The organism is Rhizobium azibense (assembly GCF_004342325.1).
In the GTDB taxonomy this organism is placed as follows: domain Bacteria; phylum Pseudomonadota; class Alphaproteobacteria; order Rhizobiales; family Rhizobiaceae; genus Rhizobium; species Rhizobium etli_B.
Map to the genome: position 1 here is coordinate 720,574 of NZ_SMBJ01000001.1, position 18,190 is coordinate 738,763.

At 58.8% G+C, this 18,190-nt stretch carries 18 protein-coding genes; 17 read left to right on the forward strand and 1 reads right to left on the reverse strand.

Features of this window, described 5'->3' with window-relative positions; genetic code table 11:
* Entirely contained in the window at positions 1-1,251 is a 1,251-nt protein-coding gene (locus EV130_RS03445) for a sarcosine oxidase subunit beta family protein (RefSeq protein WP_074064084.1), read from the reverse strand.
* A 98-nt stretch (positions 1,252-1,349) separates the two neighbouring features.
* Here EV130_RS03445 and EV130_RS03450 point away from each other — a divergent pair, with 98 nt between their 5' ends.
* The 17 genes from EV130_RS03450 (at position 1,350) to EV130_RS03530 (ending at position 18,176) form a co-directional block, all read left to right on the forward strand.
* Positions 1,350-2,309 (forward strand): GlxA family transcriptional regulator, encoded by a 960-nt coding sequence (locus tag EV130_RS03450; protein ID WP_132549007.1) that lies wholly within the window; start codon positions 1,350-1,352, stop codon positions 2,307-2,309.
* A 288-nt stretch (positions 2,310-2,597) separates the two neighbouring features.
* Positions 2,598-3,503: a class II glutamine amidotransferase gene (locus EV130_RS03455; RefSeq protein WP_074064086.1), complete on the forward strand. Its 906-nt coding sequence runs from the start codon at positions 2,598-2,600 to the stop codon at positions 3,501-3,503.
* 42 nt (positions 3,504-3,545) lie between these two features.
* Positions 3,546-4,232, forward strand: a complete 687-nt coding sequence (locus EV130_RS03460; RefSeq protein ID WP_074064087.1) for a GltB/FmdC/FwdC-like GXGXG domain-containing protein — start codon at positions 3,546-3,548, stop codon at positions 4,230-4,232.
* Between the two features lie 14 nt (positions 4,233-4,246).
* Positions 4,247-5,575, forward strand: a complete 1,329-nt coding sequence (locus EV130_RS03465; RefSeq protein WP_074064088.1) for an FMN-binding glutamate synthase family protein — start codon at positions 4,247-4,249, stop codon at positions 5,573-5,575.
* Positions 5,576-5,656: 81 nt separating this feature from the next.
* Positions 5,657-6,964: a type III glutamate--ammonia ligase gene (glnT, locus tag EV130_RS03470; protein ID WP_132659236.1), complete on the forward strand. Its 1,308-nt coding sequence runs from the start codon at positions 5,657-5,659 to the stop codon at positions 6,962-6,964.
* Between the two features lie 56 nt (positions 6,965-7,020).
* A complete protein-coding gene (purU, locus tag EV130_RS03475) occupies positions 7,021-7,905 on the forward strand; it encodes a formyltetrahydrofolate deformylase (protein WP_132659238.1) in 885 nt (294 codons plus the stop codon).
* Between the two features lie 136 nt (positions 7,906-8,041).
* Positions 8,042-8,749, forward strand: coding sequence for a GntR family transcriptional regulator (locus tag EV130_RS03480; protein ID WP_132659240.1), 708 nt, complete (start codon positions 8,042-8,044; stop codon positions 8,747-8,749).
* Between the two features lie 281 nt (positions 8,750-9,030).
* Complete coding sequence (locus EV130_RS03485; RefSeq protein WP_132659242.1) at positions 9,031-9,633, forward strand: amino acid synthesis family protein; 603 nt, start codon at positions 9,031-9,033, stop codon at positions 9,631-9,633.
* 57 nt (positions 9,634-9,690) lie between these two features.
* Positions 9,691-10,488: an alpha/beta fold hydrolase gene (locus EV130_RS03490; RefSeq protein WP_245520007.1), complete on the forward strand. Its 798-nt coding sequence runs from the start codon at positions 9,691-9,693 to the stop codon at positions 10,486-10,488.
* Entirely contained in the window at positions 10,485-11,420 is a 936-nt protein-coding gene (locus tag EV130_RS03495) for a flavin reductase family protein (protein ID WP_132659246.1), read from the forward strand. Before EV130_RS03490 ends, EV130_RS03495 begins: the two co-directional genes overlap by 4 nt.
* On the forward strand, positions 11,417-12,457 hold the full coding sequence (locus EV130_RS03500) for an LLM class flavin-dependent oxidoreductase (RefSeq protein ID WP_132659248.1): 1,041 nt from the start codon (positions 11,417-11,419) through the stop codon (positions 12,455-12,457). Before EV130_RS03495 ends, EV130_RS03500 begins: the two co-directional genes overlap by 4 nt.
* Positions 12,458-12,462: 5 nt before the next feature.
* Entirely contained in the window at positions 12,463-13,926 is a 1,464-nt protein-coding gene (locus tag EV130_RS03505) for an aldehyde dehydrogenase (RefSeq protein WP_132659250.1), read from the forward strand.
* A gap of 5 nt (positions 13,927-13,931) precedes the next feature.
* Positions 13,932-14,264 (forward strand): NIPSNAP family protein, encoded by a 333-nt coding sequence (locus tag EV130_RS03510; RefSeq protein ID WP_132659252.1) that lies wholly within the window; start codon positions 13,932-13,934, stop codon positions 14,262-14,264.
* 39 nt (positions 14,265-14,303) lie between these two features.
* Positions 14,304-15,314 carry an ABC transporter substrate-binding protein gene (locus EV130_RS03515; protein WP_132659254.1) on the forward strand — a complete coding sequence of 337 codons (1,011 nt, stop codon included), beginning with the start codon at positions 14,304-14,306 and terminating at the stop codon, positions 15,312-15,314.
* Positions 15,315-15,431: 117 nt separating this feature from the next.
* The gene (locus EV130_RS03520) at positions 15,432-16,304 is read left to right on the forward strand and encodes an ABC transporter permease (protein ID WP_132659256.1); all 873 of its coding nucleotides are present in this window, start codon (positions 15,432-15,434) and stop codon (positions 16,302-16,304) included.
* A 1-nt stretch (position 16,305) separates the two neighbouring features.
* The gene (locus tag EV130_RS03525) at positions 16,306-17,106 is read left to right on the forward strand and encodes an ABC transporter permease (RefSeq protein WP_132659258.1); all 801 of its coding nucleotides are present in this window, start codon (positions 16,306-16,308) and stop codon (positions 17,104-17,106) included.
* On the forward strand, positions 17,103-18,176 hold the full coding sequence (locus EV130_RS03530; protein ID WP_132659260.1) for an ABC transporter ATP-binding protein: 1,074 nt from the start codon (positions 17,103-17,105) through the stop codon (positions 18,174-18,176). Before EV130_RS03525 ends, EV130_RS03530 begins: the two co-directional genes overlap by 4 nt.
* Positions 18,177-18,190: the final 14 nt, after the last annotated feature.

Here is an 18,190-nt window from a genome sequence, read left to right on the forward strand (position 1 = left end):
TCAATGAAGGTTGGGCTGGGCGCCCTGGCCCTTTTCGTCGATGAGATAGCCACGCTGAAAGCGGTCGAGCCGGAAGGCGGCCGCCGTCTCCTGCGGGACGCCGCGGGCGAGAAGATGGGCAAAGCAAAAGCCCGACGCCGGGGTCGCCTTGAAACCGCCATAACACCAGCCGGCATTCAGATAGAGATTATCGATAGGGGTTCGGTCGATGATCGGCGAGCCGTCCATCGACATGTCCATGATGCCGCCCCAGGAGCGCAGCACCCGCACGCGCGACAGCGCCGGAATCATTGCCTTTCCGGCTTCCGCCACATGTTCTACCGTCGCCAGATTGCCGCGCTGGGCATAGGAATTGTAGCCGTCTATGTCGCCGCCGAAGACGAGGCCGCCCTTGTCGGATTGCGAGATATAGAAGTGTCCGGCGCCGAAGGTGACTACTCCGTCGATGAAAGGCTTCAGGCCTTCGGAGACGAAGGCCTGAAGAACATGGCTTTCGAGCGGCAACTTCAGGCCGGCCATCCGGGCGACCTGCGAAGAATTGCCGGCTGCTGCGAGTGCCAGCTTGCCGCAGCCGATGAAGCCGCGACTGGTTTCGACGCCGGTTACCTGCCCATTGCTGCGACGGATGCCGGTCACCTCGCAGCCTTGGATGATGTCAACGCCGCGCTGATCGGCACCGCGCGCGTAGCCCCAGGCGACCGCGTCATGGCGAACGGTGCCGCCGCGCTTCTGCAGCAGGCCGCCCTGGATCGGAAAACGGGCATTGTCATAGTCGAGAAAGGGCAGCATCTTCTCGACCGAAACGCGGTCGAGAAGCTCGGCGTCGACGCCGTGCAGCCGCATGGCATTGCCGCGGCGGGTATAGGCGTCGCGCTGCCCATCCGAGTGGAAGAGATTGAGCACGCCGCGCTGCGACACCATGGCATTGAAGTTGAAATCCCGCTCCAGCCCCTCCCACAGCTTCATGGAAAGCTCGTAGAACGGATTGTTGCCCGCCAGCAGGTAGTTGGAGCGGATGATCGTCGTATTGCGGCCGACATTGCCGGAACCGACATAATTCTTCTCCAGCACCGCCACATTGGTGATGCCGAATTCCTTGGCGAGGTAGTAGGCCGTGGCAAGGCCGTGTCCGCCACCGCCGACGATGATCAGGTCGTAATGCGGCTTGGGCTCGGGCTGCCGCCATGCGGGCGACCAGTTCCTGTTTCCAAAAAGTCCGTTTAGGAAGAGGGACAGTGCCGAGTAGCGCATCGATGCTTCTTTCCGAGAAAGGACCTGTTAGCGGACTGATAACATGAGGAAGAGATCCAGCGTTGCATTTATGGGACATTTCAATGTAACTTTAGGACATGAGTCATGGCGACCAGAAGAACCTTCAGCGGATCGGTTTTGTTCTCGTGCCGAATTTCGCGCTGATGTCATATGCCTCGGCGACCGAGCCCTTGCGGGCAGCGAACCTGATTGCCGGAACTGCGCTATATGAAGCAGTCCCGCTATCGACAGATGGTCTTCCGGTGCGCAGTTCGTCCGGCCTGACGATCAGCTGCAACAAGCTTTCTAAGGCTGGCGGCACCTGTCATACGATCTATGTTTGTGCCGGCGGCGATCCTCAAGACTGGTATGAGAGTACGTCGCTGCATGCGCCGCTGAGAAAGTTCGCGCGTAGCGGCGTGCGGATCGGCGGCATATCGAGCGGCTCCTACGTGCTGGCATCGGCGGGCCTGGTCGACAACAGCGACTTTACGATCCACTGGGAACATGCCCCCCTTCTGAAAGAGGCATTCCCGCATCTTGCCCCGCGCCAGGCGCGGTTCGTCATCGATGGTGCACGCGTGACCTGTGGCGGAGGGGTGGCGCCGCTCGACATGATGCATGCCGTGATTTCCGAGCGGATGGGCGCCGATTTTGCCCGTCGGGTGAGCGATTGGTACCTGCATACTGCCGTCGCCGAGCCGAGCGATCCGCAGCGGGCGTCGGCGGCAAAGCGCTTCGGGACCAATCACCCGGCGCTTCTCACAGTGCTGGAGAAAATGGAGACTGCGATCGAAAATCCGCTCAGCCGTGCGGAGATGGCCAGACTGGCCGGCATCAGCGCGCGCCATCTCGATCGCCTCTTTCTCAACCATCGCGGCATAACCTTCCTGGACACTTACCGGCAGATCCGCCTGCGACACAGCCGTCGACTGCTGGAGCAAAGTCCGCTGTCCATTTCGGAGATCGCCTTTGCCACCGGTTTTTCGAGTCCCGGTCATTTCTCCAGATCGTTCAAAGCCGAATTCGGTGAAAATCCGAGGGATGCGCGGCGGTAGGATGACGGAAGACCGGTTCGCGGCGATCGCGGTCAGCCTCTGCTGGCGGCTGCGAAATGTCCGTCATCTAACCGGCCGCGCTTCCGTCTTCAGATCCGGTCCGTTTTCTGGCGCTCTTCCATAGGCAGGACGGTAACGGAGTGTCTCCATCTTCTGGTGGAGAGATAACACAACCGATCTCCGCCAGAATGGTAGTTGCCTTAAAGGAAAAAATTATTCTTCATAGTTGATTATCATCAGACCCTCTGGTAGCACTCATTTCAGACACGAACGGAGGTTGCCTAGGTCATGTGCGGCATTGTTGGACTGTTTCTCAAAGACCGGAGCCTAGAACGCCATTTAGGTCAGCTGCTCTCGGAAATGTTGATCACCATGACAGATCGCGGTCCCGACTCTGCCGGGATCGCAATCTACGGTTCGGCCGCCGAAGGAAAGGCGAAGGTGACAATCCAGTCGGCCAAGTCGGAGGCGGATTTCGCCCGACTTGAAGATGATTTGGCAAAAGCGGGAATACCGGCGAACGTCAGCATCAAGAGCACCCATGCCGTCATTGCGATCGCTGCGGACAAACTTACGGCAATCAGGCCGATCCTGGCCACGCTTCGGCCCGATGTCCGTGTCATGGGCTCGGGCGACAGCGTCGAGATTTACAAGGAAACCGGCCTGCCGAAGGATGTCGTCGCCCGTTTCAGCGTCCGCTCCATGGGAGGCTCGCATGGTATCGGCCACACCCGCATGGCGACGGAATCGGCTGTCACGACGCTCGGGGCACACCCGTTTTCGACCGGTTCAGATCAATGCCTGGTGCACAACGGTTCGCTGTCGAACCACAACAACCTGCGCCGTGAACTGGTGCGGGAGGGCATGACCTTCGAAACACAGAACGATTCGGAAGTTGCAGCTGCCTATCTCACCTCCGAAATGGCCAAGGGCAAGGACCTCGGGCAGGCGCTGAGCGGTGCGCTCGACGACCTCGATGGCTTCTTTACCTTCGTGGTCGGCACGAAATCCGGCTTCGGCGTCGTGCGCGATCCGATTGCCTGCAAGCCCGCTGTCATGGCCGAAACGCACCAATATGTCGCTTTCGGTTCCGAATACCGGGCGCTCGTCAACCTGCCGGGCATCGAAACGGCACGCGTCTGGGAGCCTGAGCCTGCAACCGTCTATTTCTGGGATCATCAGAAAGTCGCCTGAGCGGCACCTCTGTGCGCATTCCTCCAAGGATTCTTTGAAAACATGCCTGTCATTGATCTCGCCATCACCCCTTTGCGTGAACTCAACAGCGCCCTGCACGGCATCCAGCCGGGTTCGAACGACCTTTCCTTCGAGGTCGTCAATCCGCGCGGCAGCCATTCGGTTGCCGTTGGCATCGATACGCCTGTCACGGTCGAAGTGAAGGGTTCCGTCGGCTATTACTGCGCCGGGATGAACGACGGCGGATCCGTTACCGTTCATGGTTCGGCGGGCCCGGGGGTCGCGGAAAACATGATGTCTGGCACAGTCGTGATCGAAGGCGACGCTTCCCAGTATGCGGGCGCAACGGGCCGCGGCGGCCTGCTGGTCATCAAGGGCAATGCTGCGTCGCGCTGCGGCATCTCGATGAAAGGCATCGATATTGTCGTTCATGGCAATATCGGCCACATGTCCGCCTTCATGGGCCAATCCGGTCATCTGGTGGTGCTCGGCGATGCCGGCGATGCGCTGGGCGATTCGCTCTACGAGGCAAAGCTTTTCGTGCGCGGCTCGGTCAAGAGCTTGGGTGCCGACTGCATCGAAAAGGAGCTACGGCCCGAGCATCTGACGAAGCTGGTCGAACTCCTCGAAAAGGCCGGCGTGACCGGAGTGAGGCCCGAGGAATTCAAGCGTTACGGTTCGGCCCGCAATCTTTACAATTTCAATATCGACAACGCCGAGGCGTATTAAGGCCAGGGACCATCATGAGCTATCACAACCCATATACCCCGCCGCGCAAGTCTGCGACCTTCGACGATTATACGCTGGCGGAAATCCGACGCGCCGCGGCGACCGGCATCTACGACATTCGTGGCGCTGGCACCAAACGGAAGGTTCCCCATTTCGACGACCTGCTGTTTCTCGGGGCGTCGATCTCGCGCTATCCACTCGAAGGTTATCGCGAAAAGTGCGACACGTCGGTCGTCCTCGGCACGCGCTTTGCCAAGAAGCCCGTTCACCTGAAGACACCGATCACCATTGCCGGCATGAGCTTCGGCGCCCTGTCCGGCAATGCCAAGGAAGCGCTTGGACGCGGTGCGACGATTGCCGGGACCTCCACTACCACCGGAGACGGTGGGATGACCGATGAAGAGCGCGGCCATTCGCAGATATTGGTCTACCAGTATCTGCCGTCGCGTTACGGCATGAATCCCAGGGATCTGCGTCGCGCCGATGCCATCGAAGTGGTTGTCGGCCAAGGCGCAAAGCCCGGCGGCGGCGGCATGCTGCTTGGCCAGAAGATCTCCGATCGCGTTGCCAACATGCGCAATCTGCCCAAGGGCATAGACCAGCGTTCGGCGTGCCGCCATCCGGACTGGACCGGCCCGGACGATCTTGAGATCAAGATCATGGAACTGCGCGAGATCACCGACTGGGAAAAGCCCATCTATGTCAAGGTCGGCGGCGCGCGCCCCTATTACGATACGGCTTTGGCTGTGAAGGCCGGTGCGGATGTCGTCGTCCTCGACGGCATGCAGGGCGGCACTGCTGCCACTCAGGACGTTTTCATCGAGCATGTCGGGATGCCGACCCTTGCCTGCATTCGCCCGGCAGTTCAGGCCCTGCAGGATCTCGGCATGCATCGCAAGGTGCAACTGATCGTGTCGGGTGGTGTCCGCTCCGGTGCGGATGTCGCAAAGGCTCTGGCGCTTGGTGCCGATGCCGTTGCCATCGGTACGGCGGCGCTGGTTGCACTGGGCGATAACGACCCGAGATGGGAAGATGAATACCGAAAGCTCGGGACTACGGCCGGTGCGTATGATGACTGGCACGAAGGCAGGGACCCGGCTGGCATTACGACACAGGATCCGGAACTGGCGGCTCGTCTGGATCCGGTCGCCGCCGGCCGCCGCCTCGCTAACTATCTGAAGGTCATGACGCTCGAGGCCCAGACCATCGCCCGTGCCTGCGGCAAGAACCACCTGCACAACCTGGAGCCGGAGGATCTTTGCGCGCTGACGATGGAAGCAGCTGCCATGGCGCAGATTCCGCTCGCCGGGACGAGCTGGTATCCGGGCAAGGGAGGTTTCTGAAACCGCATCAGAATATCGAGCCGCGTTTGGGAGGATGCGGCTCGTTTCCGTTGAGTGTCTGAAATAAAACAGGGGAATGACATGACACTGGATCTGTCGACATATGCCGAGGACCACGGCATCAAATATTTCATGATCAGCTTTACCGATCTATTTGGAGGCCAGCGCGCCAAGCTGGTGCCGGCCGAAGCGATCGCAGACATGCAAAGAGACGGCGCGGGTTTTGCGGGCTTTGCCACCTGGCTCGATCTGACGCCTGCCCATCCCGATCTTTTTGCCATTCCCGACGCATCCTCGGTCATCCAGCTTCCGTGGAAAAAGGATGTGGCCTGGGTCGCAGCCGACTGCGTCATGGAAGATCAACCAGTCGAGCAGGCTCCCCGGGTTCTTCTCAAGAGACTGATTGGCGAAGCTGAAAAGGCCGGCCTGCGCGTAAAGACCGGCGTCGAGCCGGAATTCTTCCTGATCTCGCCAGATGGTTCGAAGATTTCCGACGAGTTCGATAACGCCGAAAAGCCCTGCTATGATCAGCAGGCTGTCATGCGCCGCTACGACGTCATCGCCGAGATCTGCGACTGCATGCTGAAACTGGGCTGGAAGCCGTATCAGAACGATCACGAGGATGCCAACGGCCAGTTCGAGATGAATTGGGAATATGACGACGCGCTGCAAACGGCAGACAAGCATTCCTTCTTCAAATTCATGGTGAAGTCGGTTGCCGAGAAACACGGTCTTCGCGCCACCTTCATGCCAAAGCCCTTCAAGGGCCTGACCGGCAACGGCTGCCATGCCCATATCTCCGTCTGGGACCTGGAGGGTAGAAACAATGCGTTTGCCGACAAGGCAATGCCGTTTGGTCTTTCCGCCAAGGGCAAGACTTTTCTCGGAGGCATCATGAAACATGCCTCGGCACTGGCCGCGGTGACCAATCCGACTGTCAATTCCTACAAGCGCATCAACGCGCCGCGGACGATCTCCGGCGCAACCTGGGCGCCGAACACGGTGACTTGGACCGGCAACAACCGCACTCATATGGTGCGCGTGCCAGGTCCCGGCCGCTTCGAGTTACGGCTGCCCGACGGTGCCGTCAATCCCTATCTGCTACAGGCGATCATCATCGCGGCGGGGCTTTCTGGCCTTCGCAGCAACGCCGACCCGGGCCCGCATCACGATATCGACATGTATCGCGACGGGCATAGCGTGACCGATGCTCCCAAACTGCCGCTCAATCTGTTGGATGCACTTCGCGAATACGAAAAAGATACCGAACTGCAAGCTGCCCTCGGCGCCGAATTCTCGGCGGCCTATCTGAAGCTAAAGCAGGGCGAGTGGAACACCTATTGCTCGCAGTTTACCGCCTGGGAGCATGAAACGACCCTCGACGTGTGATATTTCACCGCTGTCCTTCGCGGCCCCCCGCGTTGCGCACTGGAAGAGAGCCTGCCATGACGCAATTCATTCTGACGGTCACCTGCAAATCAACGCGCGGCATCGTGGCCGCCTTATCCGGTTACCTGGCGGACGCGGGCTGCAATATCATCGACTCGTCCCAATTTGACGATCTCGATACCGGTCTCTTTTTCATGCGTGTCAGCTTCCTGTCGGAAGAGGGAGAAGGCCTTGCAGCGCTTGGCGAAGGTCTACGGCCGATCGCCGCAAAGTTCAAAATGGACGCTAAGATCCACGATGGCTCGCGCCGCATGAAGGTCACGCTGATGGTCTCACGTTTCGGCCATTGCCTCAACGATCTTCTCTATCGCTGGAAAATCGGCGCGCTGCCGATCGATATCGTCGGCGTCATATCCAACCATTTCGACTACCAGAAAGTGGTGGTCAATCATGATATACCGTTCCATCATATTCCGGTGACCAGCGAGAACAAGCCGCAGGCCGAAGCCAGGATCATGGACCTGGTGGAAGCAAGCGGCACTGAGCTCATCGTGCTCGCACGCTACATGCAGATCCTGTCTGATCGCATGTGCACAGAGATGTCAGGCAAGATCATCAATATCCACCACTCCTTCCTGCCGAGCTTCAAGGGCGCCAATCCGTACAAGCAGGCCTACGGTCGCGGCGTGAAGCTGATCGGCGCAACGGCTCATTATGTTACCGCAGACCTTGACGAAGGCCCTATCATCGAACAGGACACTGTGCGCGTCACCCATGCCCAGAGCCCTGAAGACTACGTGTCGCTAGGCCGCGACGTCGAGGCGCAGGTTCTGGCGCGCGCCATACACGCGCACATCCATCGCCGCACCTTCATCAACGGCAACCGCACAATCGTCTTTCCGCCAAGCCCGGGGAGCTACGCGTCCGAGCGCATGGGGTAAAATACGGCGTGCCCAATAGCGCGGCCACCATTGCAATTGCCCAACCCCGACGATAAGTACTTGGTAGGCCATAATATGGTGCTGTCGGTCCAGGGCGACACCAGCGAGCATGGCATTGTCGAGACGGGGGCGGACAATGACGGTTGGTTTGAAAGATTCGACGATCAAAGTGGAAAGGCCCGCGAAAACCTTGCGCGAACTGGCGCTGGACAAGGTTCGAGAGGCGATCGACAGCGGCCATTTCAAGCCGGGAGATCGCCTTGTGGAGCGAGATCTCTGCGCCCAACTTGGCGTAAGCCGGACGATTGTTCGCGAGGTGCTACGCCATCTTGAGTCGGAAGGACTTGTTGCAAATCTTCCGAACAAGGGCCCGATCGTAGCCCGGCTCGGTGCAGATGAAGCCCGACAAATCTATGAAATACGCGGCGCGCTGGAGGGCATGGCGGCGCGACTGTGCGCCGAGCGTGGCGATTCCACAATCGTTGAAGCGCTCGAGGCAGCGCTGGACGATATCCGCCAATGCTACCGCCAAAAGGACATGCCGGGCGTGCTGGCCAGTACCTCGGCCTTTTACCAGGTGCTTTTCAGCAAGGTCGATCGCCACGTTGCCTGGGGCATTGTCAATCTTCTGACTGTCAGGATCAATCATCTCCGCTCGATGACGATCAAGACGGACAACCGCAACATCGAGGGTCCCGCACAGATGGAGCGGATTATCGAGGCGATCAGGCGGGGGGACGGTGAAGGCGCGTATCGCGCTGCGATGGACCATGTAACAAGTGCGGCTGCCATCGCCGTCGCCGTGATTTCCGGCCAATCACCGACATCCCTGTCGTCGACGTGAAGCACCGCAGGCAGGCCCCATTGGCGGGCGTTGCTTCCTACTCACGCTGCACGTTCAGCATATATCGGGACCGCTAGCGACCCCGCGCTCTAAAGTGAGTGCGATGGGAGCCCCCAGCGTGCGGGCGGTTGCAAAGCGCCTTACGCAGTCACCATCCCTTTGTCGACAGCCTTGGTCGCGGCGGGATTTCATGTCCCGACTCCCCAGCCGCCTGTTCGGTGGGCTATTGACGAAATAATATTATGGCATACCATAACATCATATGTAACTGAGGACGGCGCATGAGCATCCAGATTCGCAAGACGATGTCGCAAGTTGAGACCATCTTGATCGAAGGCAGAAAAGCCGCACCGCTGCCGCTCAGACTTTATTCGGCTTTCGCGGTGGTCAAGAATCCATGGGCAGGCAAAGGCTTTGTCGAGGACCTCAAGCCGGAAATCCGTGCGATCGCCCCGGTGCTCGGAGAATTGCTCACTCGCATGATCATTGAAGCCGTTGGTTCGGGAAAAGCCGTCGAAGGTTACGGCAAGGCTGCGGTCGTCGGCCTCGATGGGGAACTCGAGCATGCTTCAGCGCTCATCCACACATTGCGGTTTGGCAATCATTACCGCAATGCCGTCGGCGCCAAGTCTTATCTTGCCTTCTGCAATACCCGTGGCCCGGCCAATGCGCCGATCATGATCCCGCTGATGGACAAGAACGACGAGGGCCGCCGTTCGCATTACCTAACCATTCAGGCAGCCATTCCCGATGCCCCGGCCGCCGACGAGATCGTCGTAGCACTGGGCGCCTCCGTGGGAGGGCGTCCGCATCATCGCATTGGCGACCGCTATCAAGACCTCAAGGATCTGGGCCACAACGTCACCAATCCTGCTGGCGTTTAAGAAAGACCAACTGGCGCCATGCAAACGAGACACTCCATTTTGTCGCAAGAGCCATTGATGCAGTTCCAGCGCCAGCACACCATCAACGGCGTCTCATATTTCGAGGCCGGTGACGGCGAACCCTTGGTTCTGATCCATGGCGTCGGCATGCGGCTCGAGGCTTGGGCCCCGCAGATCGCGACGTTTGCAAAAACACATCGTGTCATTGCCGTGGACATGCCTGGACACGGAGAAAGCGCCAGGTTGCCAACCGGAAGCAAGCTTGAAGATTTCGTTGCCTGGTTCGGCCGGTTTCTCGACGAGTTGAACATCGATGCCGCCAATATCGCTGGCCACTCCATGGGAGCTCTGATCTCCGGTGGGGCTGCTGCTACCTTCGGCAGGCGGATTCGGCGGGTCGCATATCTTAACGGCGTCTATCGCCGCAATCCGGAGGCGAAAGCAGCGGTCATGTCTCGCGCCGACGCGATCCGCGCCAATGGCGTCGACCGCGATGGCCCGCTGAAGCGGTGGTTCGGCGACGATGACAGTAGCCTTTCTGCACGCGATCTCACGCGTGGCTGGCTCGGCATGGTCGATCCCGAGGGTTACGCCATCGCCTATTGCGCCTTTGCCGGCGGCGACGACACCTATGCGGATCGCTGGCGTGATGTCCGCTGCCCGGCGTTGTTCTTGACAGGCTCCGACGATCCAAATTCGACGCCGGAAATGGCGACGCAGATGGCGGCGATCACCCAAAATGGCTGGGCTCGCATCGTCGAAGGGCATCGGCACATGGTCAATCTCACCGCGCCTCACAACGTGAATAGGCTGCTTGCGGAATGGCTTGAACATCAAGAGGAGGAGCCGAGATGACGCCGGAATCAATCGACCCCCGCGCATTGAGAGACGCCTTCGGCGCCTTTTTGACCGGTGTGACGGTCGTGTCCACCCGCGACTGCGCCGACCGGCCGATCGGCTTTACAGCAAACTCATTTACATCGGTGTCCCTCGATCCGCCTCTTCTGCTTGTCTGCCTGGCAAAGACCTCTCGCAATTATGCGACGATGACGGGGGCGAAACACTTTGCAGTCAACGTCCTTTCGGAAAGTCAGAAAGAAGTGTCGAACACATTTGCACGGCCAGTCGAGGACCGCTTCGCCGCAGTCGAATGGTCTGAAGGCAGGGCCGGCAGTCCGATATTGGCCAATGTGGCAGCATGGTTCGAGTGCGCCATGGAAAAGATGGTGGACGCCGGCGACCACGTCATCCTGATGGGCCGCATCATGGCATTCGAGAATTCCGGCCGCAACGGATTGGGCTATGCCCGCGGCGGTTACTTCACTCCAATCCTTGCAAGCCGGGCCGTTTCGGCCGCAGCGGAAAGCAATATCGAACTTGGTGCCGTTCTCGAACGCGACGGAGATGTACTCCTTCTCGGCGATCAGACTCTTTCGCTGCCGGGCTGCGACGTCAAGGAAGGCAGCCCGACCGAAATTCTGCAAGATTATCTTGAAGGTCTGACCGGATTGAAGGTTTCGATCGGTTTCCTTTATTCGGTCTATGAAGACAAGAGCGAGGGAAAGCAGCACATTGTCTACCGTGCCTTTGCATCGGAAGGCGATCCGGCCGCTGGACGATTTCTCGAGCCCAAAACACTCACTGCCGAGCAATTCAAGACAAGTTCGACGGCCGACATCATCGCGCGTTTTGCGCTGGAGAGTTCGATCGGCAATTTCGGGGTTTACTTCGGGGATGAGACTGTAGGTACGGTCCGCCCGGTTGCAGCGAAGGTGGCACAGCCATGAAGTTTTCTCTCTTCGTCCACATGGAACGCCTCGACGCTAACGAAAACCACAAACGTCTGTATGACGAGTTCGTGGCGCTCTGCGAGATCGCTGACAAAGGTGGCATGCATGCGATTTGGACGGGCGAGCATCACGGCATGGATTTCACCATCGCGCCCAATCCTTTCGTGACCATCGCCGACCTGGCGCGTCGCACGTCGAAAGTAAGATTGGGCACGGGAACGGTGATCGCACCGTTCTGGCATCCGATCAAGCTTGCCGGCGAGGCGGCCATGACCGACATCATCTGCGACGGCAGGCTCGATATCGGGATTGCCCGTGGGGCCTATTCGTTCGAATATGAGCGTCTGCTTCCCGGTCTGGATGCCTGGGCTGCCGGCCAGCGCATGCGCGAGCTCATCCCGGCTGTCAAAGGTATTTGGAAGGGCGACTACGCCCATGACGGCGAGTTCTACAAGTTTCCGTCAACCACGTCGGCGCCGAAACCACTGCAGCAGCCCAATCCACCGATCTGGGTCGCGGCCCGCGATCCGAATTCCCACGAATTCGCTGTTGCAGCCGGATGCAACGTGCAGGTGACTCCGCTTTGGCAGGGTGATGACGAGGTGGAGGCGTTGATGGGACGGTTCAATGACGCCTGCGCCAAGCATCCGACGATCGAGCGGCCGAAGATCATGCTGCTGCGTCATACCTATGTCGGTTCATCGGACGCAGACATCGCGCAGGCGGCTCATGAGCTCAGCGTCTACTACAACTACTTCTTCGCCTGGTTTAAAAACGAGAAGCCGGTCACTCAAGGTCTGATTGAGCGAATTCCCGAAGCTGAAATCAGCTCAAACGCCATGCTGTCGGACGCTGTGATGCGCACCAACAACGTCATGGGAAGTCCACAAACCGTCATCTCGAGGCTCAAGACCTACGAGGCCATAGGTTACAACGAATATTCCTTCTGGATCGATACGGGCATGAGCTTCGAGCGCAAGAAAGCATCGCTTCAGCGCTTTATCGCCGAGGTGATGCCGGCATTTGCGGAGTGAAGCCTATGCAGCATTTCCAGTATTATATCGATGGTCAATTCCTGGACGGTGAAGCGCGCTTTCCAAGTGTTGATCCGGCCTCCGGGAAGGAATGGGCTGACTTGCCGGAAGCCCGCGAGAGCGATGTGGATCGGGCGGTCAATGCCGCTGAACAGGCGCTCAATAACGGGGCCTGGTCAAAGATGACGGCCACGCAACGCGGCAAGCTCATCTACCGACTCGCTGATCTTGTCGCAGCCAATACACAGAAGCTGGCAGAGCTCGAAACTCGCGATACGGGAAAGATCATCAGGGAAACGTCGGCGCAGATCGCCTATGTCGCGGACTATTACCGCTACTATGCCGGCATCGCCGACAAAATCGAAGGGTCCTATCTTCCCATCGACAAGCCTGACATGGATGTCTGGCTTCGCCGTGAGCCGATCGGCGTCGTTGCGATGGTCGTGCCCTGGAATAGCCAGCTGTTCTTGTCTGCCGTCAAGATCGGGCCGGCTCTTGCGGCCGGCTGCACGATGGTCGTCAAGGCCTCGGAAGACGGGCCGGCGCCGCTTCTGGAATTTGCGCGCCTCATTCACGAGGCAGGCTTTCCTGCGGGCGTCGTCAATATCATCACCGGCTTTGGCGCATCCTGCGGGGCAGCACTCTGCCGGCATCCGAAGATTGCGCATGTCGCCTTCACCGGGGGCCCCGAAACGGCGCGACAAATCGTCCGAAACTCGGCGGAGAACCTTGCCTCCACGTCGCTCGAACTGGGAGGCAAGTCGCCCTTCGTCGTTTTCGCCGATGCCGACCTTGAGAGTGCTGCCAATGCTCAGGTCGCAGGTATCTTTGCTGCAACCGGCCAAAGCTGCGTCGCCGGTTCACGCCTGATTGTCGAGCGGCGTGTCAAGGATGAGTTCCTCACCCTCTTGAAGGGCAAAGCTGAAGCGATCCGCATGGGTCCTCCGTTGGAGATGGCGACCGAGATCGGTCCTCTTGCAACACGACGCCAGCAGGAGCACATTGCAGCGCTCGTCGGTAAGTCGGTTCAAAGCGGTGCCAGCCTTGTCACCGGAGGCCACAGGCCCGGCCTTGAAGGCTATTACTTCCCGCCGACAATTCTTGACTGCGATGGCGTCAATTCCCCTTCGCTGGTCAACGAATTCTTCGGTCCGGTTCTGTCCGTCGTCTCGTTCGAAACAGAAGCCGAAGCGCTCGCGCTTGCCAACGATACGCACTATGGGCTTGCCTCTGGCGTATTCACCCAAAACCTGACGCGTGCTCATCGCCTGATGAAGGCCATTCGCGCCGGCATCGTCTGGGTCAACACCTATCGCGCCGTCTCGCCGATCGCGCCATTTGGGGGCTTCGGCCTGTCCGGGCATGGCAGGGAAGGCGGCATGGCCGCAGCGCTCGACTACACCCGGACGAAAACGATCTGGTTGAGAACGTCGGACGATCCGATCCCTGATCCTTTCGTGATGCGGTGATGGCGATGTTTTACGAGATCCGGACGTACAGACTGAAGAACGGTGCGATCCCGCAGTATCTGAAGGTGGTGGAAGAGGAGGGGATAGCCATCCAAACGAGCCATCTCGGCAACCTCGTCGGTTATTTCTATTCAGAGATCGGCATCATCAACGAGATCGTCCACATCTGGGCGTTTTCGAGCCTCGACGATCGTGAGGCCCGGCGCGTCCGCCTTTTGGCTGACCCTCAGTGGCAGCCCTTTCTGCCGAAGATTTGCGATCTGATCGAAGTGGCGGAAAACAAGGTTATGAAGGCAACCAGCTTCTCTCCAAAAAGCGGAGACGGATTGCCGGCATAGGAATGGGCATAAGACACTCCAGAACAAGGAAAAGGGAACATGAAACACACGTTTGCATTCACCGCCTTTGCGGCAATCATGGCAGCAGCCATTCCCGCAACAGCCGAAACGCTCGTCTTCTCAAGCTGGGGAGGGACAACGCAGGACGCGCAAAAGGCCGCCTGGGCGAACCCATATACGGAAAAGACCGGACTGCAAGTGGTGCAGGATGGCCCCACTGATTACGGCAAGCTGAAAGCCATGGTCGAGGCGAACCAGGTTACATGGGACGTCGTCGATGTCGAAGGTGACTATGCCGCACAGGCAGGAAAAAACGGACTGCTCGAAAAGCTGGATTTTTCCGTCATCGACAAGTCCAAGCTCGATCCGCGTTTCGTAACGGATTATTCCGTCGGAAGCTTCTATTATTCCTTTGTGATCGGCTGCAATGCGGATGCGGTTGCTGCTTGCCCGAAGACATGGGCCGATTTGTTCGACACGGCGAAGTTTCCAGGCAAGCGCACCTTCTATAAATGGTCGGCGCCCGGTGTGATCGAGGCAGCTCTCCTGGCCGACGGTGTTCCCGCCGACAAGCTCTATCCGCTTGACCTTGATCGAGCATTTAAGAAGCTCGATACGATCAAGTCGGAGATTGTCTGGTGGTCGGGCGGCGCCCAGTCGCAGCAGCTGCTGGCATCAGCCGAAGCACCTTTTGGAAGCCTCTGGAACGGCCGCATGACAGCGCTCGCCAAAAGCGACGTTAACGCCGAGACCTCCTGGGGGCAGAACATCACCGCCGCAGATTCGCTTGTCGTTCCGAAAGGCGCTCCGAATCTCGAGGCGGCCATGAAGTTCATCGCACTGGCAACCTCGGCAGAAGCGCAGGCAGCGCTCGCAAAAGCCACTGGTTATGCACCGATCAATTTGGAATCGGCCAAGTTGATGGATCCTGAGACGGCCAAGACACTGCCGGATCAGCAAACGGCCGGCCAAGTCAATGCGGACATGAGCTACTGGGCAGCAAACCGGGATGCCATCGGCGAGCGGTGGTACGCATGGCAGGCAAAATAGGCTGAAAATGCAGCGCGACGCGCGGCGACCCATGCCGCCGTGCCAAGCGCAGCATGCTCTGTTGGCTCCCGGTAGCTGCGGCGCTTGTTTCTGGACGTTCGGGCAGGAAGGACTGTCATGTCAACCTTTAGTGATGCCTCCGGCTTAAATGCGCCGATGCCAAGAGCGCGAAGGCCAACTGGTTTCAGCGGGGTCGTTCCGGCTCTCGCTTTTGTGGCCATCTTCTTCATCGTACCGGTGGCGGTGCTGTTGCTGCGAAGTGTTTTGGAACCAGTTCCCGGCTTCGGCAATTATGCCGAGCTGCTCGGATCTGCAACCTATCTGAAGATATTCGTCAATACCTTCATCGTATCAGGCTTGGTGACCGCCATTGCCCTCCTGATCGGCTTTCCCGTCGCCTGGGCGCTGGCAATCATGCCTGGAAGGCTGGCATCGGTGATTTTTGCGATCCTGCTCCTGTCGATGTGGACAAATCTGCTGGCGCGCACCTATGCCTGGATGGTGCTTTTGCAACGAACGGGTCCCATCAACAAACTGCTGATGGGCATGGGGCTGATCAATCAGCCCTTGCCGCTCGTCAATAATCTGACGGGCGTGACGATCGGCATGACCTACATCATGCTGCCCTTCATCATCCTGCCGCTCTACGGCGTGATCAAGAAGATCGACCCGGCAATCCTGCAGGCGGCGGCCCTTTGCGGTGCCAGCCGGTGGCAATGTCTAACGCGTGTTCTCCTGCCGCTGGCCATGCCGGGCATCGCTGCCGGTGCCCTCATGGTTTTCGTCATGTCACTTGGATATTTTGTTACCCCCTCGCTTCTCGGCGGTACGGCGAACATGATGCTGGCCGAACTGATTGCCCAGTTTGTCCAGTCCTTGGTCAACTGGGGTATGGGGGGAGCGGCTGCCCTGGTGCTTCTCGTTGTAACGCTTTCGCTCTATGTCCTTCAGCTGCGTTTTTTCGGCAGCCAGAACACCGGAGGGCGCTGACATGCTGCTTAACTTCGATCATCTCGGCTGGTGGAAATACGTGCTTTTGACGATCACCATCCTGGCGGCTGCATTTTTGCTGTTACCGATCTTCTTTATCGCGGCGCTTTCCTTGGGGTCTTCGCAGTGGCTGATCTTCCCGCCTCCAGGCTGGACCCTGCAATGGTACCGCGAACTTCTGGCCGATCCCCGGTGGCTGGAATCGGCCTGGACCAGCTTTAAGATTGCATCGATCGTCACTGTGCTATCAGTTCTGCTCGGTCTTGTGACGTCGTTCGGGTTGGTTCGGGGTACGTTCCTGTTCCGTGACGCGTTGAAGGCGCTTTTCCTGACGCCGATGATCCTTCCCGTCGTCGTCCTTGCCGTCGGACTTTACGCGTTCTTTCTGAGGGTGGGCCTCGGTGGAACCCTGGCCGGCTTCGTGATTTCGCATCTTGTCCTTGCTCTTCCGTTCTCCATTCTGTCCATTTCAAGTGCGCTTGAAGGTTTCGATAGGTCTATCGAGGACGCGGCGATACTTTGCGGCGCCTCGCCGCTTGAGGCGAGGATCCGGGTAACGCTGCCTGCAATCAGCCACGGGATATTTTCCGCCGCTGTCTTTTCGTTCCTGACATCCTGGGACGAGGTGGTTGTGGCAATCTTCATGGCAAGCCCGACGCTGCAGACCCTGCCGGTAAAAGTATGGGCCACTCTCAGACAGGATCTTACGCCGGTCGTGGCCGCCGCCTCGACACTTCTCATCCTGTTGACGATCCTCTTGATGGCGCTTGTCGCTCTTGCACGCAAGGTACTGAAATCATGAATGACGCTTTCCTTCAGATCAAAGGCATCCGCAAGGAGTACGGCCCTGTTGTCGCGGTTCACGATGTCGACCTGCATGTTCAGCGCGGTGAGTTTTTGACCTTCCTGGGACCGTCGGGGTCGGGAAAGAGCACGACGCTTTACATCCTGGCGGGTTTCGAGTCACCGACAAGCGGTGACATCACGCTTGACGGCAAGACCCTGCTTGAAACTCCTTCGCACAAACGCAACATCGGAATGGTCTTTCAGCGCTACACGTTGTTTCCGCATCTGAGTGTTGGTGAAAACATCGCCTTTCCACTGAAGGTCAGGCGCAAATCCAAGGCCGAGGTCGACCGTAAGGTGAAGGAGATGCTGCGTCTCGTTAGACTTGAAGGATACGAAGATCGCAAGCCCGTACAGATGTCGGGTGGCCAGCAGCAACGTGTCGCCCTGGCAAGGGCGCTTGCTTATGATCCTCCGGTTCTTCTGATGGACGAGCCGCTCTCGGCCCTGGACAAGAAGCTGCGGGAGGAAATTCAGCACGAAATACGCAGGATCCACCAGCAAACTGAAGTGACGATCCTTTACGTGACCCATGACCAGGAAGAAGCCCTGCGGCTCTCCGATCGCATTGCGGTATTCTCCAATGGCGTCATCGATCAAATTGGTACCGGGCCGCAACTTTATGCCAACCCGCGAACGCGTTTTGTCGCTGAATTCATTGGCGACAGCGACTTCATCTCCTGCGATCTGTTGTCATGTGCAGATGGAAAGGCGACGATCTCACTCGGTGAGGCGGTTTTTGAACGAATCCCGTTCCATGGCAAAGCGGTCTTGAGCGGGAAGGGGGCTCTCATGCTGAGGCCCGAGCGCATGCGGCTATCGCGTCATGATGGCAGCAGCGGTCTTAGCGCGACCGTCAGAGACATCACCTTCCTAGGAAATAATATTCATGTGGCAACGGCTACGGCCGCCGGTGAAGCCTTGTCGGTGCGATTGCCATTCGGGCATGAGGCAATTGCCGGTCTGAGCCCCGGGGACCGCGTTCATCTCGCATTCGACCCCGGCGCCGCGCACGTGTTCTGTTGAGGTTGAAGCCGGAC

What these genes read in the sequence shown, in the direction of transcription:
- EV130_RS03445 (WP_074064084.1), bottom strand. Translation starts at nt 1,251, where the DNA reads ATGCGCTACTCGGCACTGTCCCTCTTCCTAAACGGACTTTTTGGAAAC.
- EV130_RS03450 (WP_132549007.1), top strand. Translation starts at nt 1,350, where the DNA reads ATGAGTCATGGCGACCAGAAGAACCTTCAGCGGATCGGTTTTGTTCTC.
- EV130_RS03455 (WP_074064086.1), top strand. Translation starts at nt 2,598, where the DNA reads ATGTGCGGCATTGTTGGACTGTTTCTCAAAGACCGGAGCCTAGAACGC.
- EV130_RS03460 (WP_074064087.1), top strand. Translation starts at nt 3,546, where the DNA reads ATGCCTGTCATTGATCTCGCCATCACCCCTTTGCGTGAACTCAACAGC.
- EV130_RS03465 (WP_074064088.1), top strand. Translation starts at nt 4,247, where the DNA reads ATGAGCTATCACAACCCATATACCCCGCCGCGCAAGTCTGCGACCTTC.
- glnT (WP_132659236.1), top strand. Translation starts at nt 5,657, where the DNA reads ATGACACTGGATCTGTCGACATATGCCGAGGACCACGGCATCAAATAT.
- purU (WP_132659238.1), top strand. Translation starts at nt 7,021, where the DNA reads ATGACGCAATTCATTCTGACGGTCACCTGCAAATCAACGCGCGGCATC.
- EV130_RS03480 (WP_132659240.1), top strand. Translation starts at nt 8,042, where the DNA reads ATGACGGTTGGTTTGAAAGATTCGACGATCAAAGTGGAAAGGCCCGCG.
- EV130_RS03485 (WP_132659242.1), top strand. Translation starts at nt 9,031, where the DNA reads ATGAGCATCCAGATTCGCAAGACGATGTCGCAAGTTGAGACCATCTTG.
- EV130_RS03490 (WP_245520007.1), top strand. Translation starts at nt 9,691, where the DNA reads ATGCAGTTCCAGCGCCAGCACACCATCAACGGCGTCTCATATTTCGAG.
- EV130_RS03495 (WP_132659246.1), top strand. Translation starts at nt 10,485, where the DNA reads ATGACGCCGGAATCAATCGACCCCCGCGCATTGAGAGACGCCTTCGGC.
- EV130_RS03500 (WP_132659248.1), top strand. Translation starts at nt 11,417, where the DNA reads ATGAAGTTTTCTCTCTTCGTCCACATGGAACGCCTCGACGCTAACGAA.
- EV130_RS03505 (WP_132659250.1), top strand. Translation starts at nt 12,463, where the DNA reads ATGCAGCATTTCCAGTATTATATCGATGGTCAATTCCTGGACGGTGAA.
- EV130_RS03510 (WP_132659252.1), top strand. Translation starts at nt 13,932, where the DNA reads ATGTTTTACGAGATCCGGACGTACAGACTGAAGAACGGTGCGATCCCG.
- EV130_RS03515 (WP_132659254.1), top strand. Translation starts at nt 14,304, where the DNA reads ATGAAACACACGTTTGCATTCACCGCCTTTGCGGCAATCATGGCAGCA.
- EV130_RS03520 (WP_132659256.1), top strand. Translation starts at nt 15,432, where the DNA reads ATGTCAACCTTTAGTGATGCCTCCGGCTTAAATGCGCCGATGCCAAGA.
- EV130_RS03525 (WP_132659258.1), top strand. Translation starts at nt 16,306, where the DNA reads ATGCTGCTTAACTTCGATCATCTCGGCTGGTGGAAATACGTGCTTTTG.
- EV130_RS03530 (WP_132659260.1), top strand. Translation starts at nt 17,103, where the DNA reads ATGAATGACGCTTTCCTTCAGATCAAAGGCATCCGCAAGGAGTACGGC.